The organism is Afipia sp. GW822-FHT03D08 (genome assembly GCF_058801645.1).
In genome coordinates, this window is the sequence record NZ_JBXANK010000001.1 from 737,583 (window position 1) to 763,893 (window position 26,311).

Below are 26,311 nucleotides of genomic sequence, written 5' to 3' on the forward strand. Positions count from 1 at the left end.
TCGGACATGCGGATCGCCACCTGGAACGTTAACTCTATCCGTCAGCGGCTCGATCACCTGCTGACGTGGCTCAAGGAACGGTCCCCGGACATCGTCTGCCTTCAGGAGATCAAGTGCGTGGACGAGGCGTTTCCGCGCGAGCCGATCGAGGCGCTCGGCTACAACGTGGTGACCCACGGCCAGAAGACATTCAACGGCGTGGCGCTGCTCTCGAAGTACCGGTTCGACGAAACCACGCCGCGTCTGGGCGGCGACGCGGACGACCTGCACGCCCGTTTCCTTGAAGGCGTGGTCTCGCATGCAAACGGCTCGCTGCGGATCGCGTGCCTGTACCTGCCGAACGGCAACCCACCGGAAACCGAGAAATATCCATACAAAATCAAATGGATGGATAGGCTTCTTCAGTACTCGAAGGAGCGCATGAAAGGCGAGCAGCCGCTGGTGCTGGCGGGCGATTTCAACGTCATTCCCGCCAATGGCGACGTCTACAATCCTGCCGCCTGGGCGAACGACGCCCTGTTCCTGCCAAAGACGCGCGAGCGCTTCCGCGCCCTGCTGAACCTCGGCCTGACCGACGCGATCCGTGCGGTTTCGGACCAGCCCGGTCAGTACACGTTCTGGGATTATCAGGCCGGCGCATGGCCGAAGAACAACGGCATCCGGATCGATCACCTGCTGCTGTCGCCGCAAGCCAGCGACCGGCTGCTCGATGCCGGCATCGATCGCTACGTCAGGGGATGGGAAAAGGCGTCAGATCACGTTCCGGTGTGGATCGATCTGGATCTCAACTAAACACGTTCGCGACGCGAACAGATCAGTCCCGGCGACCCTGCACCCAGCGCTCGAGCATCTGCAGCGCCATCGCCCGGTCGTCCTCGGACGCCTTGGAGAGCGCGGTCTTGTAGCTGTCCTTGATCCAGATCTCGTCCGGCCCCGCACTGTCCTGCGCCAAGGTCAGCCACATCAGGCCGCGGGCCGCCTGACGCTGAGAGCCGGTGCCGTTGAACAGCATCTGGCCGAGCAGCGCCTGCGCCTGATGCTGGCCCTTGCGCGCCGCCAGCCCGAGCCAGCGAATGCCGTATCTGGTGTCGCGCGGCATACCGACGCCATCGAGATACATCCGCGCCAGATTGTACTGCGCCTCGGCGTTGCCGAAATACGACGCGGCGTAGGAGAACATTTCCCGCGCCCGCTCCGGATCAGCCTTTACGCGGGTGTTCGGAATTCCGGAGACGTAATACCGGCCGAGCGCCACGAAAGCGTTGGCAACGATCGTCGCCTGCGGCGCCGACGGGCTATCCTCGGCGTGGGCGTTCGCGATCTTGCTGAAATAGTCGTAGGCGCGCAGATCGTCCTGCGCGACGCCGTCGCCCTTGGCGTACATGCGCCCGAGCTTCCACTGCGCCACCGGATGACCGCCCTCGGCGGCGTATTGCAGCGCCGACAACGTCGCAGGAGGCTGGGGAATGTCGGCCGGTGGAACCGGCTTCTTGATCACGGCAACGCCGGTGGGAGCGGCAACAACCGGCAGCGTGCCGTCCTGATTGCCCGGCGACGTGCCCTCAAAGGCAACGGCCGGACCTGCCGCGAAAAACGCGACAGTCAGGGCAGCAACAATACCGATGCGCTCAGATGTCCGCATAACACACTTTCTCAGCCGCCCCGCCGGGATGGGTCACTGCGCCCTTGACCGCCGGTCCCACCTGCTGGGCATATTTCCAAAGCACGCCGGAACCGACCGAGGTTTCACGCGGCTTCCACGCCTTCCTGCGCTCGGCCAGTTCGGCATCGGTCAGTTTGACATTGAGCGTGCCGTTGACCGCATCGAGCTCGATGATGTCACCGTCGCGGATCAGGCCGATCGGGCCGCCGACGGCCGCTTCAGGCCCGACATGGCCGACGCAGAAGCCGCGGGTGGCTCCCGAGAAACGCCCGTCGGTGATGAGAGCCACCTTCCCGCCCATGCCCTGGCCGGTCAGAGCCGCGGTTGTCTGGAGCATTTCGCGCATGCCGGGACCACCCTTGGGGCCCTCGTAGCGGATCACGATGACGTCGCCTTCCTTGTAGGTCTTGTTGTTCACGGACTCGAACGCATCTTCTTCGCAATCGAAGCAACGCGCGGGCCCTGTGAACTTCAACACCGACATTCCAGCGACTTTCACGATCGCGCCGTCGGGCGCGAGATTACCCTTCATGCCGACAACGCCACCGGTCACGGTGATCGGCTTATCGGCTGGATACACCACGTCCTGGTGAGGATTCCATTTCACGCTCTTGAGGTTTTCGGCGATCGTACGACCGGTGACTGTCATGCAGTCGCCGTGCAAGTAACCGTTGTCCAAGAGCGTCTTCATCAGAAGCGGTATTCCACCAGCCTCGAACATATCTTTGGCCACATAACGGCCACCCGGCTTCAAATCCGCGATATACGGTGTCTTTTTGAAGATTTCGGCAACGTCAAAAAGATCGAACTCGATGCCGCATTCGTGTGCCATCGCAGGCAGATGCAGCGCAGCATTGGTCGAGCCGCCCGATGCCGCCACGACGGCTGCCGCGTTTTCCAAGGACTTACGGGTGACGATGTCGCGCGGACGGATATTCTGCGCGATCAATTCCATGATCTTTTCGCCCGCCGCCATGCAGAAGCTGTCGCGGATTTCGTAAGGAGCCGGCGCACCGGCCGAGTAAGGCAAGGCAAGGCCGATCGCCTCGGAGACGGTCGCCATGGTGTTGGCGGTGAACTGCGCGCCGCAGGCGCCCGCCGACGGGCACGCCACCCGCTCGATTTCGTCCAGATCCTCGTCGGACATTTCGCCGACCGAGTGCTTGCCGACCGCCTCGAACATGTCCTGGACGGTGACCTGCTGGCCCCGGAAGTTGCCGGGCAGGATCGAGCCGCCGTAGATGAAGATCGACGGTACGTTGAGCCGCAGCATCGCCATCATCATGCCGGGCAAGGACTTGTCGCAGCCGGCGAGGCCGATCAGGGCGTCATAGGCATGGCCGCGGACGGTCAATTCGACAGAATCCGCAATGGTTTCGCGCGACGGAAGCGACGAGCGCATCCCCTCGTGGCCCATGGCGATGCCGTCGGTGACGGTGATGGTGCAGAATTCGCGCGGGGTGCCGCCCGCCGAGGCGACGCCCTTTTTGGCGGCCTGGGCCTGACGCATCAGGGAAATATTGCAGGGGGCCGCCTCATTCCAGCAGGACGCCACGCCGACGAACGGCTGGTGGATCTGCTCGGTGGTGAGGCCCATGGCATAGAGGTAGGAGCGATGGGGAGCGCGTGCGGGACCCTCCGTCACATGACGGCTTGGGAGTCGCGACTTGATGTTGCTCTTCGCGTCCATCGTGAACCTTGTCCCGCAGCCGTCCCGAGAGCCAAAAAACCTCTAAAAATGGGAGGTTCTTCCAATGCCATCGCGAATGCCGTGGCGTTTCGCCTACGGAATAATGATCTCATGGAGGCGTGTGGCTAAATAGCGGCGCGCGCAAGTGCTTGCTGGGGCCACGGTTAAATGTTCACGAAGTGTTGTAGACACGCAACATTCGTTGCTGCGCGGCAACTCCAACGACCAGCGCCTGACAAGCCTTAGAACTTCTCCGCCGCTCAGGACTTACTTCGGATGGGGTGTCCCGGTGCTTACCGCGCTTGGAAGCCGGGTCATGGAGACAGGCCAGCCGTTGGTGCTGGTTCTTTACATTTTCAGAATTCAAGTCGGCGCAGTCCGAGGTCAGCCGTCGATTAATTCGCGGGACGCATCCCTGGCGTTCTGCTTTGTCCACTCCGCCATGACGACGCAGTTGACGGCGTCGTGGAGATACATGCCTACGGCAAGCCCGCGGTCGTAGCTCGACCAGAAACGCGGCAGGATCTCGATGCCGCGGCCGCCGCGGCCGACGATTTTCACCAGCCCCGCCGCTTGCGCCGTCTCCATCAGGTTGCGGACATGCGTTCGCGAGACGCCGAAGCGATCGGCCGCGTCGAAATACGGCACCGCCGCGGCTGGATCGCCGGCATCCATCGCTGCCTTGAGCACCGCATTCTGGATCAATGGCCCGGCGGCGTGGCTGAAGAACAGCATCGTGTCGGGCAGCGTCATCATTATCCGCGCGCTTACGGGCGTAAACGGCAGGCAGGCACGACAATGGAGCGCATGGAAAGTGCGGTCGCGCGTTAGCACCGGAGCATAATCATGCGCGGGAAAGAGCGTCGCGAGCGGAACATAATGCGCCGCCAGCCAATCGGCATGATGCGAGCGAAGCTTGTCCGTGGTGGCGAGCAGGCGCACGCGTCCGTCGCCGGGCGCACGGCGCTGTTCGATGAAGCCGACCTCCTGCAGCCGCGCCAGCAGATGATCCACCTGTCTTGCACTGACATAGCCGAACATCGCCAATTGCTGCTTCAACGCCGCGAGCGTGAACCAGGTCTCGCGTCGCGCGAGGTCATGCGAGGATTCCAGGACCATGGCGCAGTGAAACACGAGGAAACGTCCAGCCTGCAAAAGGAGGCGGATCAAAAAGGGATCGCCCTCGTAGACTTCGAGAAAGCTCTGCAGATACGCTCGCCGGGCCTGCGGGAGGAGCGCATGGTTCAAGATTTCCTCGAAGCTATGCCGCAACCGGCCGCCGACGAGTCGCTCAAGTTCCTCGCTTTCCACGGTCTGCCCCAAGGCATCATTCCCCGCCGAAACGCTATCTGCGCCGTCCGATCTGCGCAATGTTTTCCGACCGGGCGAACACATCTGCGAATAGCTTGTCGGCCATCGCAGGACGCTTTTGCATTTATGGACATTCATTCTGCTGGGGAGTTTGACTATGGTTCGATATCTATCGGCTGGCGTGAGCGCGTTCATTCTGTCGATCGGCGCAGCGGCAGCACAAAGTGCCCCGCCCTCCTATGAGGCTGACCCAACTGTCTACAAGGTCATTTTCGAAGATCAGAACTTCCGAGTGATTTCAGCGACTTGGAAGAAGGGCGTGACCGACAAGCAGCATTCCCACCCGGTTGCCTTTGTCACTTACGCGCTCGATGACTGTAAGGTGAAGGTCCATAACGTCGACGGCACGACGCGCGAGATCAAGGTCAAGGCCGGCGAGGCCCACACCGGTCCGATCACTGCGTCGCATGCAGCCGAAAATGTGACGGATGCGGATTGCCACGGTCTTTTGATCGAGCGCAAATAAGCAGCGCAAGAGAACTCCAGAACCGACCGCTTGCCCCTAGCCGGAGACGATACGATGCGCCGCGCTGTTGCTTTGGCATTCGCCATTCCATGCCTCTTCCTCGGTGCGCCGGTGTGGTCCGGCCGCGCGGATGACATGGTCGATGCGCGTGAGCAGGTTTTCAGGACGGAGGCCGAAAAGGCCTTCATCCTTGATCAGATGCGGCTGCTTCTGAATTCGATCACTGAAATCGAGGACGGGCTCGGGACCGGTGATATGGGCCTGGTCGCGCGCGAAGCCGCCGCGCGGGGCCGGAAGGCCAACCTGACGCTGGCGCGGCCGCCCTCGTTGGCGGCCAAGGAAAGCGAGGCCTGGAAGTTGATGTTTCTGTCGGTGAGGAATGGCTTCGATGCGCTCGCCGATCAAGCCCGCGCCAATGCACCGGCGGCGACGATCAACAAGTCTCTTGCCGATATCATGCGCAACTGCGTCGCCTGCCATCAGACCTACCGCATCGAGGTAAAGGCCCAGTAGCCGCAATCCTCCGACGGACATCGTACGGCGCGCGTGAAACGCGTGGCCCGACACCAATCTTCCACCTGGCATCAGCCGATTGGCAGAAGCGGCCTGTCCCTTTTGGACTCTCCGGCAGATGCCCGCGCTTAGCGGCCGCGGATCATGCGCCACGCAAACAGCAGAAGCACCGCGCCGATCGCTGCGGAAACGAGCGTCCGCCAGAAGCCGAAGACTGGCACTTCCGCGATTTCGGCAAGCTTGGCGCCGACGAACGACCCGGCGATGCCGACCAGGATGTTGGTAAAGATGCCGTGGTTGGACGACGTCACCCGCTCGGCGATCCAGCCGGCGATGGCGCCGATCAGAAGCATGGTGAAGAAGCCGACACCCGGCTGGCTGAAAAAGGCCTGAGCTTCGTTCATGCTCTTCTCCTGAAGTTCGCGCGAAGGCGCATCCGGATTATGCCGGATTCGTCCCTGAATGGCGACTTAACACCCCGCCCTGAACGCCGCGCTCGCGACGGATGTCAGAACGACTGACTGACACCAAGCCGCGAGACATACGTCGCCGTCTGGTTCGGCGTGCAGAACGACCTGGAACCCGCGTCTCAACGCGTGCAAACGGTAGGAGATGACAAGGCGCTTTTCAGCCCCCAGAGCGTAGCTCACATGTTCAGCACGCGGCCATAGGCGTCGAGCACCGCTTCCTTCATCGTTTCCGAAATGGTCGGATGCGGGAAGATGGTGTGGAACAGTTCTTCCTCGGTGGTCTCGAGGTTCATGGCCACCACGAAGCCCTGGATCAGTTCGGTGACTTCCGACCCGACCATGTGGGCCCCGAGCAACTGCCCGGTCTTCTTGTCGAACACCACCTTGACCATGCCCTGATCTTCGCCCTGCGCGATGGCCTTGCCGTTGCCGACGAACGGGAAGCGGCCAACGCGGATGTCCTTGCCCGCCTCTTTCGCCTTCGCCTCTGTGAGACCGACCGATGCGATCTGCGGATGGCAATACGTGCAGCCCGGGATCAGCAGCTTGTCCATCGGATGCGGATGCAGGCCCTTGATGGCCTCGACGCAGATGATGCCTTCGTGCTCGGCCTTGTGCGCGAGCATCGGCGGACCGGCGACATCGCCGATAGCATAGATGCCGGGCACATTGGTCTTGCCGTATCCGTCGATGACGATGCAGCCGCGGTCGGTTTTCACACCGAGCTTCTCGAGCCCGAAGCCTTCGATGTTGCCGACCACGCCGACCGCCGAGATCACGCGATCCACCTCGATCTGCACCGGCTTCTTGCCGTCATCGATGGTGGCGACGACGCTGTCGGCCTTCTTGTCGAGCTTGGTGACCTTGGTGTTGGACATCACCTTGATGCCCTGCTTCTCGAACTGCTTGCGCGCGAAACCTGCGATCTCGGCGTCTTCCACCGGCAATATCTGCGGCAGCACTTCGACCACCGTTACGTCCGCACCCATGGTGCGATAGAACGATGCGAATTCGATGCCGATGGCGCCTGAGCCCACCACCAGCAAAGATTTCGGCATCTTGTCCGGGTTCATCGCCTCGAAATAGGTCCAGACCAGCTTCTTGTCCGGCTCCAGGCCCGGCAGCACGCGCGGGCGCGCGCCGGTGGCGACGATGATATGTTTGGCGGTGTAGCTGCCCTCGCCCAGCGATCCCTTCGGCGCTTCGGCCGCCGACTTCTTCACCGTGAACTTGCCCGGCGCATCGAGCGTCGCCTCGCCCCAAATGATCGAAATCTTGTTCTTCTTCATCAGGAATTCGACGCCGCCATTGAGGCGCTTCACCACGCCGCGCGAGCGCGCGATCACCGCCTTTGGATCGAACGAGACGTTGTCCGCCGACAGGCCGTAGTCCTTGGCGTGCTTCATGTAGTGATAGATTTCCGCCGAGCGCAGCAGCGCCTTGGTCGGGATGCAGCCCCAGTTGTTACAGATGCCGCCCAGATAGGCCTTCTCGACAATGGCGGTCTTGAAACCAAGCTGCGCCGCGCGAATAGCCGTGACGTAACCGCCCGGCCCCGATCCGATCACGACAACGTCGAAGGAATTATCAGCCATAGCTAAATGCTTTTCTTGCTTCCCTCTCCCCCTGTGGGAGAGGGTGGCGAGCGCAACTCGCCGGGTGAGGGGGAATTTGACGCCGCAGCCAAAATGACCTCAGCGACGCCGCTTGGATTTTGAAGAATCTCGTTGTTCCAGAATCTCAATACACGAAAGCCCCGAGCCTCCAGATCGTGATCGCGAGCCGCATCTCGCGCGCTATCGGCGTGCTGGCTTCCATCGGCTTCGACAAAAAGATGCCTGTCGAACGACACGAAATCTGCAATCCATTCGCCGATCGGCGCCTGCCGTCTGAATTTCATATCCGCCAGTCTGCGGGCTCGCAGCAATCGCCACAATGCAATTTCAGCGTCAGTCGCATTAACACGAAGCGTCTTTGCGAATATTCGCTTCGACTGCGTTACGCGTTGGCGCATGCCCCCTCACCCGGCAGCCTCCGGCTGCCACCCTCTCCCACGAGGGGAGAGGGAAAAGAAATTACACCACCATCATCACCGGATTTTCGATCAGCTTCTTGAACGCAGTGATCAACTCGGCGCCGAGCGCGCCGTCGATGGCGCGGTGATCGCACGACAGCGTCACGCTCATCATCGACGCTGCGACGATCTGACCGTTGCGCACAACCGCACGCTCCTCGCCCGTTCCGACCGCAAGGATCGACGACTGCGGCGGATTGATCACTGCCGTGAAGTCCTTGATGCCGTACATGCCGAGGTTCGACACCGAAGATGTGCCGCCCTGATATTCGTTCGGCTTGAGCTTCTTCGCCTTTGCGCGCGCGGCGAGATCCTTCATCTCGTTGGAAATCGCCGACAGGGTCTTGATTTCGGCCTGGCGAATGATCGGGGTAATCAGGCCGAATGGCAGCGCCACTGCGACGCCGATGTCCGAATGCTTGTGGCGAAGCATCGCAGCTTCGGTCCATGACACGTTCGCCTCGGGGATTTTCTGCAGCGCTATTCCCATCGCCTTGATGACGAAGTCGTTGACCGACAGCTTGTAGAGCGGCTTGCCGTCTGCATTCTTGCCCGCCGCGGCGTTGATCTCTTCGCGCGCCGCGTTGAGCTTGCCCAGATCGCAGTCCACCGTGAGATAGAACGTCGGCATCGAATTGGTCGCAGCGGTGAGACGCTGCGCGATGGTCCGGCGCATCGAGTCGTGCGGTATGCTCTCGTAACCGCCCTCCTCATACAGCGCGAGTATCTGCTGGTCCGACATCGCAGGTGCACTGACGGCACCGGTGGCCGCGGCGGGAGCGCCTGCGCTGGCTGCAGGCTTGAGGCCCTTGCCGGATTTCGCCTGATCGATGTCGCGCGCAACCACACGGCCATGCGGCCCCGAACCGGTGACGCGGGACAGATCGATCCCGGCTTCCTTGGCAAGACGCCGCGCCAGTGGCGATGAGAACACACGCGCGCCGTTGCTTGGTGCGGGAGCAGCAGACGCGGCCGCTGCAGCGGCAGGTTTTGCGGGCGCGGGTGCAGCAGCCGGTGCTGGTGCTGCGGCAGGCGCAGCGGCTTTCGGCGCTTCGGATTTCGGCGCTTCGGATTTTGCAGCAGGCGCAGCCGATGCGGCTCCCGCTCCCGCGGCCTTCACGTCTTCGCCGTCACCGGCGAGAACCGCGATAACATTGTTGACCGGAACGTCCTGGGTGCCTTCCGGCACGAGGATCTTCGCGATGGTGCCTTCATCGACAGCTTCGACTTCCATCGTCGCCTTGTCGGTCTCGATCTCGGCGATCACATCGCCGGACTTGACCTTGTCGCCTTCCTTCTTGAGCCACTTGGCAAGGTTGCCCTTCTCCATGGTGGGCGACAGCGCGGGCATCAGAATGTTGATCGGCATGATCTTGTTCCCGCTCTCTCAGCGATACATCACGGATTTGGCGGCGGCGACGACTTCCGCCACCGTCGGCAGCGCAAGCTTTTCCAGATTGGCCGCGTATGGCATCGGCACGTCCTTGCCCGACACGCGCGCGACCGGCGCGTCGAGATAATCGAACGCCTGCTCCATGATGCGGGCCGCGATCTCCGCGCCGACGCCGGACTGCTGCCAGCCTTCCTCGACCACCACTGCGCGCGAGGTCTTCTTCACCGAGTCGATGATCGTCTCGGTGTCCATCGGACGCAACGTGCGCAGATCGATGACCTCCGCGTCGATGCCTTCCTTGGCGAGTTCATCGGCGGCACCCAGCGCATAGGTCATGCCGTTCGACCAGGCGATCAGCGTAACATCCTTGCCCGCGCGCACGATGCGCGCCTTGCCGATCGGAACGACATAGTCGTCGAGCTTCGGCACGTCGCCGGTGTGACCGTACAGAATTTCGTTCTCGAGGAAGATCACCGGATTCGGATCGCGGATCGCGGCCTTGAGCAGGCCCTTCGCGTCCGCCGCCGAGTATGGCGAGACAACCTTGAGGCCCGGAATCTGCGAGTACCACGCCGAGTAATCCTGGCTGTGCTGGGCAGCAACGCGTGCCGCTGCGCCGTTCGGACCGCGGAACACGATCGAGCAGCCCATCTGGCCGCCGGACATGTAGAGCGTCTTCGCGGCGGAATTGATGATCTGGTCGATCGCCTGCATCGCGAAGTTGAAGGTCATGAACTCAACAATGGGCTTCAGTCCGGCCATCGCCGCGCCGACACCCACGCCGGCGAAACCGTGTTCGGTGATCGGTGTATCGATCACGCGGCGCGCGCCGAATTCCTGCAACAGGCCCTGCGTAATCTTGTAGGCGCCCTGATATTCCGCGACCTCTTCGCCCATCACGAAGACGTCTTCGTCGCGGCGCATTTCCTCGGCCATGGCATCGCGGAGCGCTTCGCGCACCGTCATCTTGACCATCTCGGTGCCGGGCGGCACTTCGGGGTCCGGCTCCACTGGGGCCGCAGGGGCTGCGACGGCAGGCGGCGCGCTGATTTGCGGCTTGCCTTCCCCGACGGGTGAGCGGGACTCTTCAACTTCCTGCTTAACTTCAACCGGGGTTTTTGCCGCCGCTGCAACGGCCGGAGCGTTGCCCAGATCGGCGGCGCTTTCGCCGTCGCTCAGGATGGTCGCAATCGGGGTATTGACGGCAACATCGTTGGTGCCTTCGGCGACGAGGATCTTGCCAAGCGTTCCCTCGTCGGTGGCCTCGACTTCCATCGTGGCTTTGTCGGTTTCGATTTCCGCGATGACGTCGCCGGACTTGATGGCTTCACCCTCTTTTTTCAGCCATTTGGAGAGGTTACCCTTCTCCATGGTGGGCGAAAGAGCGGGCATCAGAACTTGAATCGGCATGGTGACTCCGCACTTATCGGTAGATGTCGGTGTAAAGCTCGGAGGCATCCGGCTCCGGCGCGTGCTGCGCGAAATCCGCCGCCGCATTGACGATCTCGCGCACTTCCGCGTCGACCGACTTCAATTCCTGCTCGCTCACCTTGAGCTCAAGCAAACGCTGCCTCACCTGCTCGATCGGATCGCTGTCGTGGCGAACCTTGTCCACTTCCTCGCGGGTCCGGTACTTCGCCGGATCGGACATCGAATGGCCGCGGTAACGGTAAGTCTGCATCTCAAGGATGTAAGGCCCGTTGCCCTCGCGGCACCACTGCACGGCCTTGTCGCCCGCGGCCTTCACCGCACGAACGTCCATGCCATCGACCTGCTCGCCCGGAATGTTGAACGACGCGCCGCGCTTGGAGAAATCGGTCTGCGCCGATGAGCGGGAGACCGATGTGCCCATGGCGTAACGGTTGTTTTCGATAACGAAGATCACGGGAAGCTTCCAAAGCTCCGCCATGTTGAAGCTTTCGTAGACCTGACCCTGGTTCGCCGCGCCATCGCCGAAATAGGCAATGCTGACATTCTTGTTGCCGCGATAGCGATTGGCGAAAGCCAGACCGGTGCCGAGCGGAACCTGCGCGCCGACGATGCCATGACCGCCGTAGAAGTTCTTCTCCTTGCTGAACATGTGCATGGAGCCACCCTTGCCCTTGGAGTAGCCGGCCTCGCGTCCCGTCAGCTCGGCCATCACGCCCTTGGGGTCCATGCCGCAGGCCAGCATGTGACCGTGATCGCGGTAGCTGGTGATGATCTGGTCGCCCTGCTCGAGGGCCATCTGCATGCCCACCACGACCGCTTCCTGTCCGATGTACAAATGGCAGAAGCCGCCGATCGCACCCATACCGTAGAGCTGACCAGCCTTCTCTTCAAAACGGCGGATCAGCATCATCTCGCGAAACGCGTGAAGCTCCTGCTCCTTCGTGAACGTGAGATTGGTCTGCGGGCGGGAGCCGTTGCCGGCGTCCGGTGTGGCCGTTTTCTTCGCTGTTGCCATAACTTGTCCGGATAAGAGAGGCGGGTATCAACCTCTCTACCCCAACTCACATCGCAATGAAAAGGATCGCGTGCGCAAACGCTTCACGCATCTATGACGCAATGCAGCGACAGCAATTTTAGACTCGAAAGCGAACGATTTTTGAAATTTGAAACCTGGTGGGCGGTTCGCAAGGGAGCGCGCGGCGAAATCAGGCGCGTTGGGCTTTAGGATACTAGTTCTGACCGGTCATCCGCACGAGATCGCGCGGATGCACATAGTCGAGCTGGTAACGTGCGCGTTCGTCGAGCATATCGGGATCGACGCGGTCCGAACGAAGCAACGAAACGCGCTGTTCCGCCGCAGTACGCTCGGCTTTGAGCCGGGCAAGCTCAGCGGTCAGCAGCACGATTTCTTGATCGAGTTCCTGGCGCGCGTTCAGACCGTACTTGCCGGTATAGGCATTGACGCCGAAATAGGCGATCAGCGCCGCCGCGATCGCGTACAGCGCGAGGCCGGTCATGATGGCTTTGAGTCGCGTGCGTGAAACCATATCCGCACGATGCGACAGCCCGGTTAACCTATCACTAACAACCGGGCCGTCTTGAAACCTTCACGTCGCGGAAAAGTCATTTCTTGAGACGTTCGACCCATGCAGCGAACGCATCGATATACGCCTTCAGAACCTTCTCCAGCGCTTCCTTGGTCAGGTTGCCCTTGTCGTCGAAGGCGTCGCCCACGCCGTTCAGGTAGATTTCGGGCTGCTGCAGAATGGGTCCGGTAATACCCGGAAGAATGGATTTCAGGTGCATGGCTGCGGCAACGCCGCCAAGCGGGCCCGGTGAATTGGCGACGATGCCCGTCGGCTTGCCAAGGAATGAACTCTTTCCGTACGGGCGCGAAGCGACATCGATCGCATTCTTCAACACGCCCGAGGTCGACCTGTTGTATTCGGGCGTCACGAACAGCACGGCGTCGGATGCCTGGATTTTCTCACGGAACGCGACCCAGTCCGCCGGCGGGTTCGGCTCAAGGTCCTGGTTGAAGAACGACAGACCGTGCAGCGTGATGATTTCCAGCTTCAACGACGGCGGCGCGAGCCTGGCGAGCGCATTTGCGATCTTGAGCGAAAACGACTCCTTGCGGAGGCTGCCGACAATCACTGCAACGGTATGGGCCATGAGAACATCCTTTCAAGGCAAACAAACTCGGTAGAGCGGGCTTAGCCTCGCCTCCGAAAGGATGCAAGTGCATTAAATTTGCATCGCGGAATCGTGTCCTGCGGGACTAGCCCAAAAGCTCGTCGTTGTGCTGACCCAGCCGCGGCGCGCCGGAATGCGGATGCGGACGCTGGCCGTCGAATGAAATCGGCAGGCCCACCACCGGCAACTCGCTGCCGGGCAACGTGCGCATCAGATCGGACGCCTTGAACTGTTCGGTCTGCTGCAACTCGGCGATGGTGTTGACCGGACTGGACGGCACACCAGCTTTCTCAAAAGCGGCAAGCCAATCGGAGCGCTTCCTTGTCAGCAACACCGGCTTCAACAGTCCGATCAGAACCTCGCGATGGACAAACCGGTCCCTGCCCCGCGCGAACCTTGGATCGGTGCACCACTCCGGAAATCCGAGGACAACCGCGAGCTTGTGAAACAGCCGGTCATAACCGGCGGCGATCACCAGCGGACGATCGGCAGTGTCGAACACCTGATACGGCACGATGGTCGGTGTCGCCGCGCCGGTGCGCGGCGACAGCTCCTGCGTGATGTGATACGTCGCCAGCGATGAATCCACCCACGACGCCGCACTGTCGAGCAAAGACGTGTCGATCACGCAGCCTTTGCCGGTGACATGCCGTTGCTGAAGCGCGCCCAGCGCGCCGATCACGCACCACTGCGCGGTCGCCTTGTCGTTGATCGCCGGTGCGCAGAACGTTGGCGGATCTTCATGACGGCCGGTCTGCATCATCACGCCGCCAAACGCCTGAAGCAGCGGATCGAATCCCGGTGCCTTCGACAGCGGTCCTTTCGGCCCGAACGCCCAGATCGAGCAGTAGATCAGCCGCGGATTGATGGCGCGCATGTGCTCGGGACCGATGCCGAGCTCGTTGACCACGCCCGAGCGCAGATTCTGGATCAGGATGTCCGCATCGCGCACGAGCGTCTTCAGCTTTTCGATGTCGTCCGCATTCTTCATGTCGAGCGTCACCGACCGCTTGTTGCGGTTGGTGACATGGAACATGATCGATGCCTCTTCGATGAAGGGAGGTCCCCAACTGCGCGCATCGTCGCCGCCGTCGGGCTTCTCGATCTTGATGACGTCCGCGCCCATGTCGGCCATGATTGCACCGGCCAGCGGACCCGCGAGCGCCTGCCCAATCTCGATGACTTTGATTCCGGCAAGCGGACCATTCATGGCGTCGTTCTCCCGCAACTTGTTAGCGGACGCCACTCAAGCGAGTGCGGCCTGCCAAGGCAAGCCGCAACCGCGATATGAAAACGAAACCCAGCGTTGCGTCGGCAAGACTTCCGACGAACCGTGGTTTACGCCAGCGCCTTGAGCGCCGACCGGCCCGCATAGATCGCCTGGTTGCCGAGTTCCTGCTCGATGCGCAGCAACTGGTTGTACTTCGCGGTGCGATCCGCGCGCGCCAGCGATCCGGTCTTGATCTGACCACAGTTGGTGGCGACGGCGAGATCGGCGATGGTCGAGTCTTCGGTCTCACCGGAGCGGTGCGACATCACGGCGGTGTAGGCCGCCTTGTGCGCCATCTCGACGGCGGCGAGCGTCTCGGTGAGCGAGCCGATCTGGTTGACCTTCACCAGAATGGAATTGCCGAGGCCCTTCTTGATGCCATCCGCAAGGCGCGTGACGTTGGTCACGAACAGGTCGTCACCGACAAGCTGGCACTTGCTGCCGATCAGGTCGGTCAGTTCCTTCCAGCCATCCATGTCGTCTTCGGCCATGCCGTCCTCGATGGAGACGATCGGATAACGCGACACGAGGTCCGCGAGATACTTGGCCTGCTCCGAACGCGAGCGGGTCTTCTTCTCGCCTTCATAGACGTACGAGCCGTTCTTGAAGAATTCGGTCGAGGCGCAATCCAGCGCCAGCATGACGTCGCCGCCGGCCTTGTATCCGGCCTTGCCGATCGCACTCATGACGAAATCGAGCGCTGCGTCCGCCGACGGCAGGTTCGGCGCGAAGCCGCCCTCGTCGCCGACGTTGGTGTTGTGGCCGGCCTTCTTCAGCTCAGATTTCAGCGTGTGGAAAATCTCGGCGCCGCAACGCAGTCCTTCCGCGAAGTTCTTTGCGCCGACCGGCATCACCATGATTTCCTGGAAGTCGATCGGATTGTCCGCGTGCACGCCGCCGTTGACGATGTTCATCATCGGCACCGGAAGGGTGCGCGCCGAGGTGCCGCCGACATAACGATACAGCGGCATGCCGAGCGATTCCGCGGCGGCCTTGGCGATAGCCAGCGACACGCCAAGGATGGCGTTGGCGCCCAGCCGGCTCTTGTTCGGTGTTCCATCCAGATCGATCATGGTCTGGTCGATCTGGACCTGCTGCTCGGCCTCCATGCCGCCGATGGCATCGAAGATCTCGCCGTTGACCGCATCGACGGCCTTCTGCACGCCCTTGCCGAGATAACGGCCCTTGTCGCCGTCGCGCAGTTCGACGGCCTCATGCGCGCCCGTGGAAGCGCCCGAGGGGACGGCGGCGCGGCCCAGCGAGCCGTCTTCCAGCACCACATCGACTTCGACGGTCGGGTTGCCGCGGCTGTCAAGAATTTCGCGGCCGATGATGTCGACGATTGCGGTCATGTGCGCCCTTTCAGGATCAGGTTCTGAGGTTTGGGGCAGCTTCTACAGGAACGCGCCGCGCCGGAAAAGACCATCCGAAGCCTTTGATCCCGTGACGTTTTGATCAGGACCGGCTATCAGACGGCAAACGGAGATACCTATGTCCAGAAAGCCTCGCGCGGCCAAGGCCGCCGGAACATCGCTGCAACTCGGCCAGCAGGTCGAAGCGCCGGCTTCGCCCGATACGGCCAAGCTCGACCGGGTGCCGAATCCGCATACCGACACGAATTATGTCGCACGTTTCACGATGCCGGAATTCACCTCGATCTGCCCGGTCACCGGCCAGCCGGATTTCGCCATTCTCGTCATCGATTACGTGCCGAACAAATGGCTCGTGGAGTCGAAGTCGCTGAAACTCTATCTCAACAGCTTCCGGAATGTCGGCTCGTTCCACGAGGACTGCACCGTGTCCATCGGCAAGCGGCTGACGAAACTATTGGCGCCGCGCTGGCTGCGGATCGGCGGATATTTCTATCCGCGCGGCGGCATGCCGATCGATGTGTTCTGGCAGGCCGGCAAGCTGCCGGCGACTGTGTGGGTACCGGATCAGGGCGTCCCGCCCTATCGCGGGCGGGGTTAGATATCCGTCATTTCCGCCGGCTTCTGGTGAAGCAGCCGCGCCGCAACGATCCCGAGCACAAGGATGGCGACTGCGCTGATTATCAGCGTGGGGATTTTGCCGGCGTGTGACAGTGCGAAGCCGTACAGGATCGGCCCGACCGCCTGCCCCATGAAGAAGCAGAACGCATGGAGCGACAACGCCGAGGCGCGCGCTTCGGGCGCTAGATCGCTCGAGAACACCTGCAACGACCCGTGCAGCGAGTAGAAGCCCCAGCCCATCAGAAGAAAACAGATGGCCTGAATTTCCCAACGCGGCCCAATAGCAACGACGAGAAACTGAAGTGCCACCACAATAGCGCCGCCGACCATCAGCCCGTTGACGCCAAAACGCGGCAGCATCCGGGACACGCTCGCGGTGTAGAGAAGACCGCCGACAGCGAACGCGGCGATCACCACACCGGGGATCGAGGCGCGCGTCTCGCCGAGTTCGAACAGAAACGCGGCGACGAACGGAAGCAGCCCGAGGACGCAAATTCCCTCGACAAACACGGCAATGAAAACAACGCGCGCATTTGGATTTTGCAGGATGGTGCGATAGCCGTCCTTGAGCGATTTCAAGCTCACGCCGCTTCGCGGGCTGGTGACGCCGCCGCGGCGGAAGCCAATGAAGACTGCCACCGATGCAATCACCATGACCGCGCCGAGGACGGCCAGAACGCCGCGCCATCCCAGAAAATCGCCAATCACGCCTGCGGCCGTCGCGCCCAGCAGGTTTCCGGTCATCGCACCGGCGAGCACCCGGCCCAGCGCCACCTGCCTTTGCGCCGTCGGCACGAGATCGCTGGTCAGTCCGAACGCGATGGGAAATGTGCCCCCGGCAGCCATGCCGCACAGGACGCGCGACAGAAACAGCATCTCGAACGATGTCGCCATCGCGCCGACGATATTCGCCGCACCCAGCAGGATCAGACACGCGATCATCAGCCGCGCCTTGCCGAACATGTCGGCGGCCGCGCCGAGAATGGGCTGCACAATGGCAAATGTGAAAGCGACCACGGCGGACAGGCTTGCGGCGGTCGCGACCGTCACGCCGAAACTATCGGCCACCAGCGGCAGCACCGGCTCCATCGCGCGCGATGACAAGGCAGCGGCGAACGTCGTGGCGGCGATGATGTTGAGGATAGGCAGCATCAGGGATTCAATTGTCCCTCGGATGCTGCGCGACGAGGTTGCATCAGCGTGTTTCGCTCTTGGCGAGCGCGTCGAAGGCCATCAGGTTCTTCACCAGAGCCTCGAAATCCTTCAATGGGACCATGTTCGGACCATCCGACGGCGCGTTGTCCGGATCGGGATGCGTCTCGATGAAAACACCCGCCACACCGACCGCGACGGCGGCTCGCGCCAGCACAGGCACGAATTCGCGTTCGCCGCCGGATGAGGTCCCCTTGCCGCCCGGTTGCTGTACAGAATGGGTCGCATCGAAGATCACCGGCGCACCGGTGGTACGCGCGAGGATCGGCAGCGCCCGCATGTCGGACACCAGCGTGTTGTAGCCGAACGATGCGCCGCGTTCGGTCACCATGACGTTGGGATTGCCCCCGCCAGTGATCTTGCCAACAACATTGGCCATGTCCCACGGCGCCAGAAACTGGCCCTTCTTGACGTTGACCACCTTGCCGGTTGCGGCCGCGGCCAGCAGCAGGTCCGTCTGCCGGCAGAGAAACGCGGGTATCTGCAACACGTCGACCACTTCGGCGACCTGCGCGCATTGCTCGATCTCATGCACATCGGTCAGCACGGGCAGACCGAGGGTTTCGCGAATCTCCGCGAAGATCGGCAGCGCTTTCTCAAGCCCCATGCCGCGCGCGCCGGACGCGCTGGTGCGGTTGGCCTTGTCGAACGAGGTCTTGTAGACGAGCCCGATCTTGAGACGAGCGGCGATCTCCTTCAGCGCGGACGCGACTTCCAGCCCATGCGCGCGGCTCTCCAACTGGCATGGCCCGGCGATCACCGCCAATGGCAATGCGTTGCCGAATTTGACGTTGCCTGCGGAAACCACCGGGGCCGCGGAAATCTTGGCGTTCAAAGGGTGTCCCTTTTCAGAAAATCGGTTGGACCATGCCGGTGAGGGAGTGCCCGATCAAGTCCGGCCCGTCAAATCTTCGACGGGGCCTCGAATATCAGGGTTGCGCCAAAAGCTGCCCCGGACGGCACCACCAGCCGGCCGATATGGCGATGCGAGGCCACCCCGCCACTTTTGAGGACCCGCTCGGTAGCGTCGATGTCCGGCACCGCAAGGCGCAGGCCTTTGATCGAAGCGCCCTCGCCGTCCAGTTTCGGCAAGGTTCCAAACTGGTCGCGGAACGACACCGCCTCGATGATCTCGACATCGCCGCGCGGCGTGTTTGCGGTGACGCCGATCGAACTCGAATGGAGATCGCGCACCCCGGTCAGTGCACCGAGGAAAATATGATGATCGGTCGGATTGTCGGCGACGAGGACCGCGCCGAGCACACCGCTCGCGCGATTGGCGTGCTGCTGATAGTCCGCATTCCAGAACGCGGCCGGATTGTGCTGCTTGCAGGTGAAGAACGTCGTGTGGGGCGACAGTGCATCCCGCGCGAAGGCGAGCGAAAAACCGACAGTCGTGGAGCTTCCATCCGGTCGTTTTGCCTCGCGCGAAAACGGCAGTGACTTCGAGGCACCAATGCCATGTCGCGCGAAGTCCGCGACATCGGCCTCGCTGTCGGTGCTTTCAAGCACCAGCATCGAGAAGCCGTCGTCGCGCGCGATCGCCTCGCGGTTCGGAGCGCCGAAATGCAGCGACAGGCCGTCGTCTCCGAGCTTCTCGGGTTCGGCGACCGTCAGAACCTCGATGAAGAAGCCGGGAAACTGCACGACATGATTATGTGTGCCCCACGGATGCCTGTTGCGCGCGCCGACCGTGAAGCCGGCACGGCGATAGAAGTCCGCCGCCGCATCGAGATCGCGGACGGCATGGACGATATGATCGAGACCGCGAGGCATGACCGGTGCGCGAGACGCGCCCTCACTTCACCGCGGAGAAGGCCGTCGGCGCCAGGAACTGGCTGGTGATGTTCTCGACGATCTGACCGTTCTTCTCGGTTTCGGCGCGCGTGGATATCCAGACCGGGTCGGTTTGAAACGCGCCCCATTTCTGCTCGCGCTCCGCCAGTGAATCCCACGCAAGGAAGTACGTCAGTTCCTGACTGGACTGGCCGACCACCGTTGTGAAAAAGCCGGCCTGACGGATGCCGTGCTTTTCCCAGATCTTCAGCGTGTGATTCTCGAAGCGCTTCACCAGATCCGGAAGCCGCCCCGGGACACAGCGATAAACGCGCATTTCATAGATCTTGCTCATGGGCCCTCTTGTTGATTGATGGCGCTCCCTAGCGGAATCGAACCGCGCCGGCTGTGATTATGCAGGCTCTCCAGAACCGGCATATAGTCGCCTGCGCGATCCGTTATCAAGCGCTTCCGGCCGATGGGACCAATGCGAGAATTGTCATGCAAAAGACTATGCGTCGTTTGACACTGGCCGTCGTCGCATCCGGTTTGATAACTTCGGGTTTTGCCCGAGCCCAGTCACCCGGAACGCCCAGCGTGGTCACCGGCGGCGCGAACGGCGTGACCTTCAACGGCAAGCCTGCGGCTGTCACGATCAGTTTCCGGCGTAACGAGCCGTGACCAGATTGAGATCAAAGGCCTCTTTCTCCGTGAGCCAGCGGATGTCCTTGCTCGCAGTCATCGCCTGCATGATGGAAGGCGAAACGCCCATCTCCGTCATGTAATCGAGAATGATGCCGGTGGTGCGCTGGGTGCGCGACACGATATCTCCCGCGGACTCTTCGCCTTTCGCTCCGGTGCTGCTGAACTGATGCACGCCGACCATCGACCGCGGCATGGCCTCCCGGATCTTGCCTCCCGCGAAAACGAAGACGCACGCGCTGGCGCAACGCGCAGGTTGCGGGCGTCCGCTGGAATCGACCCTCCCCACCACCGTCGTCAGTCCGCGCGACCGCACCACTGCACCCATGATCAAACCCTGATCGAGTGAGCCCCCCGGCGACGACAGAAACACAACATCGCCGCTGCTCAGCTTGGCCGCATCGAGCTGTTCGCGAAACCAGCCTGCGGCGGCAGGCCCGATCTGCCCCTGAATTGCGAGTCCCTTGCGGCCATCTGCCATGGTGACAGCCGTTGCCGTCATGCTCGGCGAACCGAAATAGTCCTTCCAGTACGACCACGACGCCGGCGACGACAGATCCTGATACGCACTCACGCCGTAGGTTGCGATCAGCAGCACCACGAACAGAACAGACCACAGCGATCTTCGGCTGCGCGGGACGGACTGGTTTTCCTGCGGCAGCGGCGCATCGCCCGCAGGCTTGCCCCACGGCCGCGCGGTTTGTTCGCCTTCAAGCCCTGGAGGTTTGATCTTCGGAATCATGCCGCTTCGATCTCGCCAGTTTTGCCGTTGTTCAAACGGCTCAGGAGAACCGCTCCCACGCGGCCTGACGCGACACGCCGAGCGCCTGACTGGACTAAACCAGCCGGCTCTGAACCATCGCCGCCTGCACGAACGAGGCGAACAGCGGATGCGGCTCGAACGGACGCGACTTCAGTTCGGGGTGGTACTGCACCCCGATGAACCACGGATGGTCCTCGTACTCGACGATTTCCGGCAGCACGCCGTCAGGCGACATGCCCGAGAAGTGCAGGCCGTGCTGTTCGAGGCGGTCCTTGTAGGCGGTGTTGACCTCGTAGCGGTGACGATGCCGCTCGGAAATTTCCAGCACCCCGCCATAAACTTCCGAGACGCGGCTGCCCTTCTTGAGCGAGGCGGGATAAGCGCCGAGCCGCATGGTGCCGCCGAGATCGCCAGCCTTCGAGCGCTTTTCGAGTTCATTGCCGCGCAGCCATTCGGTCATCAAGCCGACCAGGGGCTCCTTCGTCGCGCCGAACTCTGTCGAATTGGCATCCTCGATGCCGACCAGATTGCGTGCGGCCTCGATCACCGCCATCTGCATGCCGAAGCAGATGCCGAAATACGGCACATCGCGCTCGCGCGCGAACCGCGCCGCCTTGATCTTGCCTTCCGCACCGCGCTGGCCGAAGCCGCCCGGCACCAGAATGCCGTTGACGTGTTCGAGGAACGGCGCGGGATCTTCGTTCTCGAAAACCTCGGACTCGATCCAGTCGAGATTGACCTTCACCTTGTTGGCGATGCCCCCGTGCGACAACGCCTCGATTAGCGACTTGTAGGCGTCCTTCATGCCGGTGTACTTGCCGACGATGGCAATGGTCACCTGGCCTTCGGGATTGCGGACACGCTCGTTGATGGTGTGCCAGCTTTCCAGCTTGGGCGGCTTGATATCGACGATGCCGAATGCGGCGAGCACTTCGTCGTCGAGGCCGGCGGCGTGATAGGCCTCGGGCACCGCGTAGATGTTGTCGACGTCGCGCGCCTCGATGACGGCGGATTCGCGGACATTGCAGAACAGCGCCAGCTTGCGGCGCTCTTCCTTCGGAATCTCGCGGTCGGTGCGGCACAGCAGGATATCGGGCTGGATGCCGATGGAGCGCAGTTCCTTGACCGAGTGCTGGGTCGGCTTGGTCTTCAGTTCGCCCGCACTTGGAATGTAGGGCAAAAGCGTCAGGTGAATGTAGATCACCTCGCCGCGCGGCAGATCGTTCTTGACCTGACGGATCGCCTCGAAGAACGGCAGGCCTTCGATGTCGCCCACAGTGCCGCCGACTTCACACAGCACGAAGTCGTAGCCTTCGTTGCCGCCGAGGATGAATTCCTTGATGGCGTTGGTGACATGCGGAATCACCTGCACGGTCGCGCCGAGATAGTCGCCGCGGCGTTCCTTGTTCAGGATGTCCTGATAAATGCGCCCCGTGGTGATGTTGTCCTGCTTGGTCGCAGGACGGCCGGTGAAGCGCTCGTAGTGACCGAGATCGAGATCGGTCTCGGCGCCGTCATCGGTCACGAACACTTCGCCATGCTGATACGGCGACATCGTTCCGGGATCGAGATTGAGATAGGGATCAAGCTTGCGAAGGCGGACCTTGTAGCCTCGTGACTGCAGAACAGCGCCGAGCGCTGCTGAAGCCAGACCCTTGCCGAGCGAGGAGACCACGCCGCCGGTGATGAAAATATACCGCGTCATGGGACTCTACCTTTATCTCCGCCGGTGTGATTCGCAAAACTAAACCCACGCGCACGCCGATAAATCGCGACGCTGTGGGTGACTTCGATATGTGAGTTCAGTCAGGTACTTGGAAGGCAACTCTAAGACTTGCAGGCAAGCAGCTTACGCATGGCTGCAAGTCTTGTCGTTGCAACAGCACTACTTCGACTGCGGGGCCTGCGGAGCGGACGGCGCTTCAGGCTTCTTGAGAGAGTCCAGCAGACCGCCAGCAGGCGCAGCCGGAGCACCAGGCTGCGAGATCGGCGCAGGGCTGGTGTTGAGGATCGAGGCAGGTTTGCGGTCGTAGCTCGCGAGCCACGACAGAACCAGGCTTGTCACGAAGAAGCCTGCCGCCAGGATGGCAGTGGTGCGTGTGAGCAGGTTGGTCGTTCCGCGGCTCGACATGAATCCGCCGCCGCCCCCGCCGCCGACACCAAGGCCGCCACCTTCGGATCGCTGCAACAGTACGACGCCGATCAGGCCCAGCACGAGCATAAGATGAATGACGATAATGACAGTCTGCATCGTTACCTTCCGTCACAAGCCTCCAGCGCCGGGAGCCGGTCGCGTCGGTGCTTGCGGGGGTTGAAGTTGCGCGGTCTGTACACGATTGCAGGGGGCATTGTCACCCCCGATGGACCGCTTCGAGACCATGGGATTTAGGGGCACGCAGCAGCAATCGCAAGGAAATCAGCAGCTTTCAGGCTGGCTCCGCCGACCAGCGCCCCGTCGACATTGGCGACAGCCATCAATTCGGCGGCGTTCGACGGCTTTACCGAGCCTCCGTAGAGAATCCGGACGGAATCGCCCTCGCCCTTGAACCGGTCCTTCAGCTTGCCCCGGATAAACCCATGGACTTCCTCGACATCTTTCGCTGTCGGGGTCCGGCCGGTTCCAATGGCCCACACAGGCTCATAGGCGACCACCAGATTGGCTGAGGTAGTCCCGTCCGGTAGCGATCCGGCCAACTGACGCCCGACCACATCGAGCGCCTGTCCGGCGTCACGCTCGGCCTGTGTTTCGCCGACACAGACGATGGCGACAACGCCCGCACGCCACGCCGCCTCTGCCTTCTCGCGAACAAGCGCATCGCTCTCATGGTGATCCGTGCGGCGTTCGGAGTGGCCAACGATAATGGCGGTTGCGCCGGCATCCGCCAGCATCTCTGCCGAAATATCGCCGGTATGCGCGCCGGACGGCGCCGGATGACAATCCTGTGCACCAATTGCGACTTTCGATCCGGTGACCACTGCCGCGGCCGTGAAGAGCAATGTCGCGGGAGGACAGATCAGAAGATCGGCCTTGCGCGACACCTTTTCAGCACCCTGTCCGATGGCGGCGAGTTCGTTCGCCGAGGCCTTGAGGCCGTTCATCTTCCAGTTCCCCGCGATCAGCGGACGGCGCTTGTCGGTCATATTTGATCTCGCATCATATTTATCGGGATTATCGGGCAGTGCGGCCGATCTGCGCTAGCAGAGCGTTATCGGAGATGCCAGTTCCGAGGCCTTATTTCCACACGGCGGTTCCGGTTTTTCCCTAACCGCGCCATTAACCGCGCCGAAGCGTCGCCTTCACCATGGTTGCTAGGGAACCAGCACCCCTTTATATGTTGGCGAAACAACGCGGTAATGCCTCTGCGGCCGGCCGCTCCACCCCCCGAACATCAAGTTGGACCCATGCTCCGAGGAATGCGCAAAGCCTCATCGAATTGGCTCGGCAAGACGGTGATGTCCGTCCTGTTCGGCGTGCTGATCATCAGTTTCGGTGTCTGGGGCATCGCCGACATCTTCAAGGGATTCGGACAGTCGTCGCTCGCCAAGATCGGCAGCACCGAAATCACCACCGAACAGTTCCGGAATTTGTTCACCGACAAGGTTCAGCAGATCGGGCGCCGGTTCGGCCGGCCGCTGACCATGGAGCAGGCACGCCAGTTCGGCCTCGACCGTCAGGTGCTTCAGGAGGTCATCTCCGACGCCGCGCTGGACGAGACCGCGCGCCGCATGGGGCTCGGCCAGTCGGATGCCGATATCGTGCGCGCCATCTCGAGCGACCCGACCTTCAAGGGGCTCGACGGCAAATTCGATCATGACCGGTTCCTGCAGACGATCCGCCAGGCCGGTTACACCGAACAGCGCTTCATTGCCGAGCAGCGCCGCATCGCAATGCGCCGCCAGCTCACCGGCACGATCCTTGCGGGCCTCGAGCCGCCGAAGACCCAGGTCGAGGCCCTGGTCCGTTTCCAGAACGAGCAGCGCTCGGCCAGCTACGTCAAACTGGCAGCCGCTCAGGCGGGAACCATCGCGCCGCCCTCACCCGAAGCGCTGGCGGCGTATTTCGACGAGCGCAAGCAACTGTTCAGGGCGCCGGAATATCGCAAGATTGCGGTGCTCGCTCTGACGCCCGACGAACTCGCCAAGTCGATCACCGTATCTGACGAAGACGCGAAGAAGGTCTTCGAACAGCGCCGCGAGCGCTACGCGACTCCCGAGAAGCGTCAGGTGTTCCAGATCCCGTTCCCGAACGCCGATGAAGCCAAGGCGGCAAGCGATCGCATCAAGGCCGGAACATCGTTCGAGGACATCGCCAAGGAGCGCAAGCTGACCACGGCCGATATCGACCTCGGCAACGTGGCGAAGGCTTCGATCGGAGACTCCGCCATCGCCGACGCCGCATTCGCGCTCGCGCCGAACACCGTGAGCGAGCCGGTCAAGGGCACCCTCATCACGGCGCTGCTCAAAGTCACCAAGGTAGAACCCGGCACCAACCCGACCTATGAGGCCGTTGCACCGACGATCAAGCGCGAGATTGCGCTGGAGCGTGCGCGGGCCCAGATGCAGGATCTGCACAACAAGATCGAGGACGAGCGCGGCGGCGGATCGAACATTGCCGAAGCTGCCCAGAAGCTCGGGTTTAAGGCAACCACGATCGAAGCCATCGATCGCTCTGGCCGCGGCCCGGACGGCAAGCTGGTGGCCGGTTTGCCGCAAGGCATCGATCTCGTCTCGCCCGCATTCGCCAGCAACATCGGCGTGGAGAACGAGCCGGTGCAGTACAACGGCGGCGAGCTTTGGTTCGATGTCCTCGGCGTGACGCCGTCGCGCGACCGTTCGCTCGATGAGGTGAAGGATCAGGTCGAAGCGCGCTGGCGCGATGAGCAAATCTCGGCCCGCCTGCGCGCCAAGGCCACCGAGATTGTCGGAAAGCTGGAAAAGGGCGCAGCCTTCGACGCCGAAGCCGCGGCTGCTGGACTCAAGGTCGAGACCGCCAAGCTGTTCAAGCGCGACACCGACGCCAAGGATATTCCCGAGCGGCTGGTGACGGCTGCGTTCCGCACGCCAAAGGACGGCGTCGGCCAGACCGAAGGCGGCGGCGGCAGCGAGTGGATTGTGTTCAAGGTGACCGACGTCGTCGTGCCGCCGGTCGATCTTGCGTCCGAGGATGTGAAGAAGCTGACCGAAAGCCTCCGCCGCGCGGAAATGGAAGAGCAACTCACCGCCTATATCGCGAAGCTCGAAACCGAGATTGGCGTGACGATCAACCAGAACGCGTTTGCCGTGGCGACGGGAGCCACAGCCGCTCAGTGATGTTGGAATAAAAGCTCATT

27 protein-coding genes are annotated in these 26,311 nt (G+C 62.1%); 6 read left to right on the forward strand and 21 right to left on the reverse strand.

Annotated elements, in window-relative coordinates; translation table 11 throughout:
- Positions 1-6 precede the first annotated feature (6 nt).
- Entirely contained in the window at positions 7-792 is a 786-nt protein-coding gene (xth, locus tag AC1RM7_RS03520) for an exodeoxyribonuclease III (protein WP_024919349.1), read from the forward strand.
- A 22-nt stretch (positions 793-814) separates the two neighbouring features.
- Here the strand turns inward: xth and AC1RM7_RS03525 are convergent, their stop codons facing one another.
- The 3 genes from AC1RM7_RS03525 to AC1RM7_RS03535 form a co-directional block, all read right to left on the reverse strand.
- Positions 815-1,642 carry a tetratricopeptide repeat protein gene (locus AC1RM7_RS03525; protein WP_006020688.1) on the reverse strand — a complete coding sequence of 276 codons (828 nt, stop codon included), beginning with the start codon at positions 1,640-1,642 and terminating at the stop codon, positions 815-817.
- On the reverse strand, positions 1,629-3,353 hold the full coding sequence (gene ilvD / locus AC1RM7_RS03530; protein WP_006020689.1) for a dihydroxy-acid dehydratase: 1,725 nt from the start codon (positions 3,351-3,353) through the stop codon (positions 1,629-1,631). Before ilvD ends, AC1RM7_RS03525 begins: the two co-directional genes overlap by 14 nt.
- Positions 3,354-3,737: 384 nt before the next feature.
- Positions 3,738-4,859, reverse strand: coding sequence for a helix-turn-helix domain-containing protein (locus AC1RM7_RS03535; protein ID WP_244434441.1), 1,122 nt, complete (start codon positions 4,857-4,859; stop codon positions 3,738-3,740).
- On the opposite strand from AC1RM7_RS03535, the gene AC1RM7_RS03540 reads away from it, so the two are divergent.
- Positions 4,846-5,190, forward strand: coding sequence for a hypothetical protein (locus tag AC1RM7_RS03540; RefSeq protein ID WP_492943875.1), 345 nt, complete (start codon positions 4,846-4,848; stop codon positions 5,188-5,190). The two genes, AC1RM7_RS03535 and AC1RM7_RS03540, sit on opposite strands and share 14 nt — an antisense overlap.
- Before the next feature lie 54 nt (positions 5,191-5,244).
- Positions 5,245-5,703, forward strand: a complete 459-nt coding sequence (locus AC1RM7_RS03545) for a hypothetical protein (RefSeq protein WP_024919352.1) — start codon at positions 5,245-5,247, stop codon at positions 5,701-5,703.
- Between the two features lie 128 nt (positions 5,704-5,831).
- On the opposite strand, the gene AC1RM7_RS03550 is transcribed toward AC1RM7_RS03545, so the two are convergent.
- The 10 genes from AC1RM7_RS03550 to eno all read right to left on the reverse strand — a co-directional run bounded on the left by AC1RM7_RS03550 (position 5,832) and on the right by eno (position 15,889).
- Positions 5,832-6,107, reverse strand: coding sequence for a GlsB/YeaQ/YmgE family stress response membrane protein (locus AC1RM7_RS03550; protein ID WP_024919353.1), 276 nt, complete (start codon positions 6,105-6,107; stop codon positions 5,832-5,834).
- Positions 6,108-6,349: 242 nt separating this feature from the next.
- Positions 6,350-7,768 carry a dihydrolipoyl dehydrogenase gene (lpdA, locus tag AC1RM7_RS03555; protein WP_024919354.1) on the reverse strand — a complete coding sequence of 473 codons (1,419 nt, stop codon included), beginning with the start codon at positions 7,766-7,768 and terminating at the stop codon, positions 6,350-6,352.
- A gap of 2 nt (positions 7,769-7,770) precedes the next feature.
- On the reverse strand, positions 7,771-8,187 hold the full coding sequence (locus tag AC1RM7_RS03560) for an endonuclease domain-containing protein (protein ID WP_034460175.1): 417 nt from the start codon (positions 8,185-8,187) through the stop codon (positions 7,771-7,773).
- Between the two features lie 61 nt (positions 8,188-8,248).
- Positions 8,249-9,616 carry a pyruvate dehydrogenase complex dihydrolipoamide acetyltransferase gene (locus AC1RM7_RS03565; protein WP_024921858.1) on the reverse strand — a complete coding sequence of 456 codons (1,368 nt, stop codon included), beginning with the start codon at positions 9,614-9,616 and terminating at the stop codon, positions 8,249-8,251.
- An 18-nt stretch (positions 9,617-9,634) separates the two neighbouring features.
- A complete protein-coding gene (locus tag AC1RM7_RS03570) occupies positions 9,635-11,050 on the reverse strand; it encodes a pyruvate dehydrogenase complex E1 component subunit beta (protein WP_024921857.1) in 1,416 nt (471 codons plus the stop codon).
- A gap of 13 nt (positions 11,051-11,063) precedes the next feature.
- Complete coding sequence (gene pdhA / locus AC1RM7_RS03575; protein ID WP_024921856.1) at positions 11,064-12,086, reverse strand: pyruvate dehydrogenase (acetyl-transferring) E1 component subunit alpha; 1,023 nt, start codon at positions 12,084-12,086, stop codon at positions 11,064-11,066.
- Positions 12,087-12,300: 214 nt separating this feature from the next.
- Entirely contained in the window at positions 12,301-12,618 is a 318-nt protein-coding gene (locus tag AC1RM7_RS03580; protein WP_024921855.1) for an FtsB family cell division protein, read from the reverse strand.
- A gap of 76 nt (positions 12,619-12,694) precedes the next feature.
- Positions 12,695-13,246, reverse strand: coding sequence for an NADPH-dependent FMN reductase (locus tag AC1RM7_RS03585; RefSeq protein WP_024921854.1), 552 nt, complete (start codon positions 13,244-13,246; stop codon positions 12,695-12,697).
- Positions 13,247-13,352: 106 nt separating this feature from the next.
- Complete coding sequence (locus AC1RM7_RS03590) at positions 13,353-14,477, reverse strand: CaiB/BaiF CoA transferase family protein (protein WP_024921853.1); 1,125 nt, start codon at positions 14,475-14,477, stop codon at positions 13,353-13,355.
- Between the two features lie 128 nt (positions 14,478-14,605).
- Positions 14,606-15,889, reverse strand: coding sequence for a phosphopyruvate hydratase (eno, locus tag AC1RM7_RS03595; RefSeq protein ID WP_024921852.1), 1,284 nt, complete (start codon positions 15,887-15,889; stop codon positions 14,606-14,608).
- 139 nt (positions 15,890-16,028) lie between these two features.
- On the opposite strand from eno, the gene queF reads away from it, so the two are divergent.
- Positions 16,029-16,508 (forward strand): preQ(1) synthase, encoded by a 480-nt coding sequence (queF, locus tag AC1RM7_RS03600; protein ID WP_024921851.1) that lies wholly within the window; start codon positions 16,029-16,031, stop codon positions 16,506-16,508.
- On the opposite strand, the gene AC1RM7_RS03605 is transcribed toward queF, so the two are convergent.
- The 4 genes from AC1RM7_RS03605 to AC1RM7_RS03620 form a co-directional block, all read right to left on the reverse strand.
- Positions 16,505-17,680: an MFS transporter gene (locus tag AC1RM7_RS03605; protein ID WP_024921850.1), complete on the reverse strand. Its 1,176-nt coding sequence runs from the start codon at positions 17,678-17,680 to the stop codon at positions 16,505-16,507. The two genes, queF and AC1RM7_RS03605, sit on opposite strands and share 4 nt — an antisense overlap.
- 43 nt (positions 17,681-17,723) lie before the next feature.
- Complete coding sequence (gene kdsA, locus AC1RM7_RS03610) at positions 17,724-18,575, reverse strand: 3-deoxy-8-phosphooctulonate synthase (RefSeq protein ID WP_006020707.1); 852 nt, start codon at positions 18,573-18,575, stop codon at positions 17,724-17,726.
- Positions 18,576-18,643: 68 nt separating this feature from the next.
- A complete protein-coding gene (locus AC1RM7_RS03615; protein ID WP_024921849.1) occupies positions 18,644-19,516 on the reverse strand; it encodes a VOC family protein in 873 nt (290 codons plus the stop codon).
- A 22-nt stretch (positions 19,517-19,538) separates the two neighbouring features.
- Positions 19,539-19,871 (reverse strand): NIPSNAP family protein, encoded by a 333-nt coding sequence (locus AC1RM7_RS03620; protein ID WP_006020709.1) that lies wholly within the window; start codon positions 19,869-19,871, stop codon positions 19,539-19,541.
- Positions 19,872-20,017: 146 nt separating this feature from the next.
- Between AC1RM7_RS03620 and AC1RM7_RS03625 the strand changes: the two genes are divergently transcribed.
- The gene (locus AC1RM7_RS03625) at positions 20,018-20,197 is read left to right on the forward strand and encodes a hypothetical protein (RefSeq protein ID WP_152544227.1); all 180 of its coding nucleotides are present in this window, start codon (positions 20,018-20,020) and stop codon (positions 20,195-20,197) included.
- Here the strand turns inward: AC1RM7_RS03625 and AC1RM7_RS03630 are convergent.
- The 4 genes from AC1RM7_RS03630 to tpiA all read right to left on the reverse strand — a co-directional run bounded on the left by AC1RM7_RS03630 (position 20,172) and on the right by tpiA (position 24,122).
- A complete protein-coding gene (locus tag AC1RM7_RS03630; protein WP_024921847.1) occupies positions 20,172-20,960 on the reverse strand; it encodes a COG3904 family protein in 789 nt (262 codons plus the stop codon). The genes AC1RM7_RS03625 and AC1RM7_RS03630 overlap by 26 nt on opposite strands.
- Before the next feature lie 94 nt (positions 20,961-21,054).
- Entirely contained in the window at positions 21,055-22,686 is a 1,632-nt protein-coding gene (gene pyrG / locus AC1RM7_RS03635) for a CTP synthase (protein ID WP_024921846.1), read from the reverse strand.
- A 180-nt stretch (positions 22,687-22,866) separates the two neighbouring features.
- The gene (gene secG / locus AC1RM7_RS03640) at positions 22,867-23,232 is read right to left on the reverse strand and encodes a preprotein translocase subunit SecG (RefSeq protein ID WP_006020712.1); all 366 of its coding nucleotides are present in this window, start codon (positions 23,230-23,232) and stop codon (positions 22,867-22,869) included.
- Positions 23,233-23,366: 134 nt separating this feature from the next.
- On the reverse strand, positions 23,367-24,122 hold the full coding sequence (gene tpiA / locus AC1RM7_RS03645) for a triose-phosphate isomerase (RefSeq protein ID WP_024921845.1): 756 nt from the start codon (positions 24,120-24,122) through the stop codon (positions 23,367-23,369).
- 273 nt (positions 24,123-24,395) lie between these two features.
- On the opposite strand from tpiA, the gene AC1RM7_RS03650 reads away from it, so the two are divergent.
- A complete protein-coding gene (locus tag AC1RM7_RS03650; RefSeq protein ID WP_024921844.1) occupies positions 24,396-26,291 on the forward strand; it encodes a peptidylprolyl isomerase in 1,896 nt (631 codons plus the stop codon).
- Positions 26,292-26,311 lie beyond the last annotated feature (20 nt).

Bases quoted from the DNA above. Each gene is read 5' to 3' on its own strand.
- lpdA (WP_024919354.1), bottom strand. From the start codon at position 7,768: ATGGCTGATAATTCCTTCGACGTTGTCGTGATCGGATCGGGGCCGGGC.
- AC1RM7_RS03590 (WP_024921853.1), bottom strand. From the start codon at position 14,477: ATGAATGGTCCGCTTGCCGGAATCAAAGTCATCGAGATTGGGCAGGCG.
- AC1RM7_RS03630 (WP_024921847.1), bottom strand. From the start codon at position 20,960: ATGATTCCGAAGATCAAACCTCCAGGGCTTGAAGGCGAACAAACCGCG.
- secG (WP_006020712.1), bottom strand. From the start codon at position 23,232: ATGCAGACTGTCATTATCGTCATTCATCTTATGCTCGTGCTGGGCCTG.
- pyrG (WP_024921846.1), bottom strand. From the start codon at position 22,686: ATGACGCGGTATATTTTCATCACCGGCGGCGTGGTCTCCTCGCTCGGC.
- AC1RM7_RS03570 (WP_024921857.1), bottom strand. From the start codon at position 11,050: ATGCCGATTCAAGTTCTGATGCCCGCTCTTTCGCCCACCATGGAGAAG.
- tpiA (WP_024921845.1), bottom strand. From the start codon at position 24,122: ATGACCGACAAGCGCCGTCCGCTGATCGCGGGGAACTGGAAGATGAAC.
- AC1RM7_RS03605 (WP_024921850.1), bottom strand. From the start codon at position 17,680: ATGCTGCCTATCCTCAACATCATCGCCGCCACGACGTTCGCCGCTGCC.
- AC1RM7_RS03650 (WP_024921844.1), top strand. From the start codon at position 24,396: ATGCGCAAAGCCTCATCGAATTGGCTCGGCAAGACGGTGATGTCCGTC.
- AC1RM7_RS03535 (WP_244434441.1), bottom strand. From the start codon at position 4,859: ATGAACGCGCTCACGCCAGCCGATAGATATCGAACCATAGTCAAACTC.
- AC1RM7_RS03550 (WP_024919353.1), bottom strand. From the start codon at position 6,107: ATGAACGAAGCTCAGGCCTTTTTCAGCCAGCCGGGTGTCGGCTTCTTC.
- AC1RM7_RS03585 (WP_024921854.1), bottom strand. From the start codon at position 13,246: ATGGCCCATACCGTTGCAGTGATTGTCGGCAGCCTCCGCAAGGAGTCG.
- AC1RM7_RS03565 (WP_024921858.1), bottom strand. From the start codon at position 9,616: ATGCCGATCAACATTCTGATGCCCGCGCTGTCGCCCACCATGGAGAAG.
- AC1RM7_RS03580 (WP_024921855.1), bottom strand. From the start codon at position 12,618: ATGGTTTCACGCACGCGACTCAAAGCCATCATGACCGGCCTCGCGCTG.
- ilvD (WP_006020689.1), bottom strand. From the start codon at position 3,353: ATGGACGCGAAGAGCAACATCAAGTCGCGACTCCCAAGCCGTCATGTG.
- AC1RM7_RS03545 (WP_024919352.1), top strand. From the start codon at position 5,245: ATGCGCCGCGCTGTTGCTTTGGCATTCGCCATTCCATGCCTCTTCCTC.
- AC1RM7_RS03560 (WP_034460175.1), bottom strand. From the start codon at position 8,187: ATGCGCCAACGCGTAACGCAGTCGAAGCGAATATTCGCAAAGACGCTT.
- xth (WP_024919349.1), top strand. From the start codon at position 7: ATGCGGATCGCCACCTGGAACGTTAACTCTATCCGTCAGCGGCTCGAT.
- AC1RM7_RS03525 (WP_006020688.1), bottom strand. From the start codon at position 1,642: ATGCGGACATCTGAGCGCATCGGTATTGTTGCTGCCCTGACTGTCGCG.
- AC1RM7_RS03620 (WP_006020709.1), bottom strand. From the start codon at position 19,871: ATGAGCAAGATCTATGAAATGCGCGTTTATCGCTGTGTCCCGGGGCGG.
- AC1RM7_RS03625 (WP_152544227.1), top strand. From the start codon at position 20,018: ATGCAAAAGACTATGCGTCGTTTGACACTGGCCGTCGTCGCATCCGGT.
- AC1RM7_RS03615 (WP_024921849.1), bottom strand. From the start codon at position 19,516: ATGCCTCGCGGTCTCGATCATATCGTCCATGCCGTCCGCGATCTCGAT.
- eno (WP_024921852.1), bottom strand. From the start codon at position 15,889: ATGACCGCAATCGTCGACATCATCGGCCGCGAAATTCTTGACAGCCGC.
- pdhA (WP_024921856.1), bottom strand. From the start codon at position 12,086: ATGGCAACAGCGAAGAAAACGGCCACACCGGACGCCGGCAACGGCTCC.
- queF (WP_024921851.1), top strand. From the start codon at position 16,029: ATGTCCAGAAAGCCTCGCGCGGCCAAGGCCGCCGGAACATCGCTGCAA.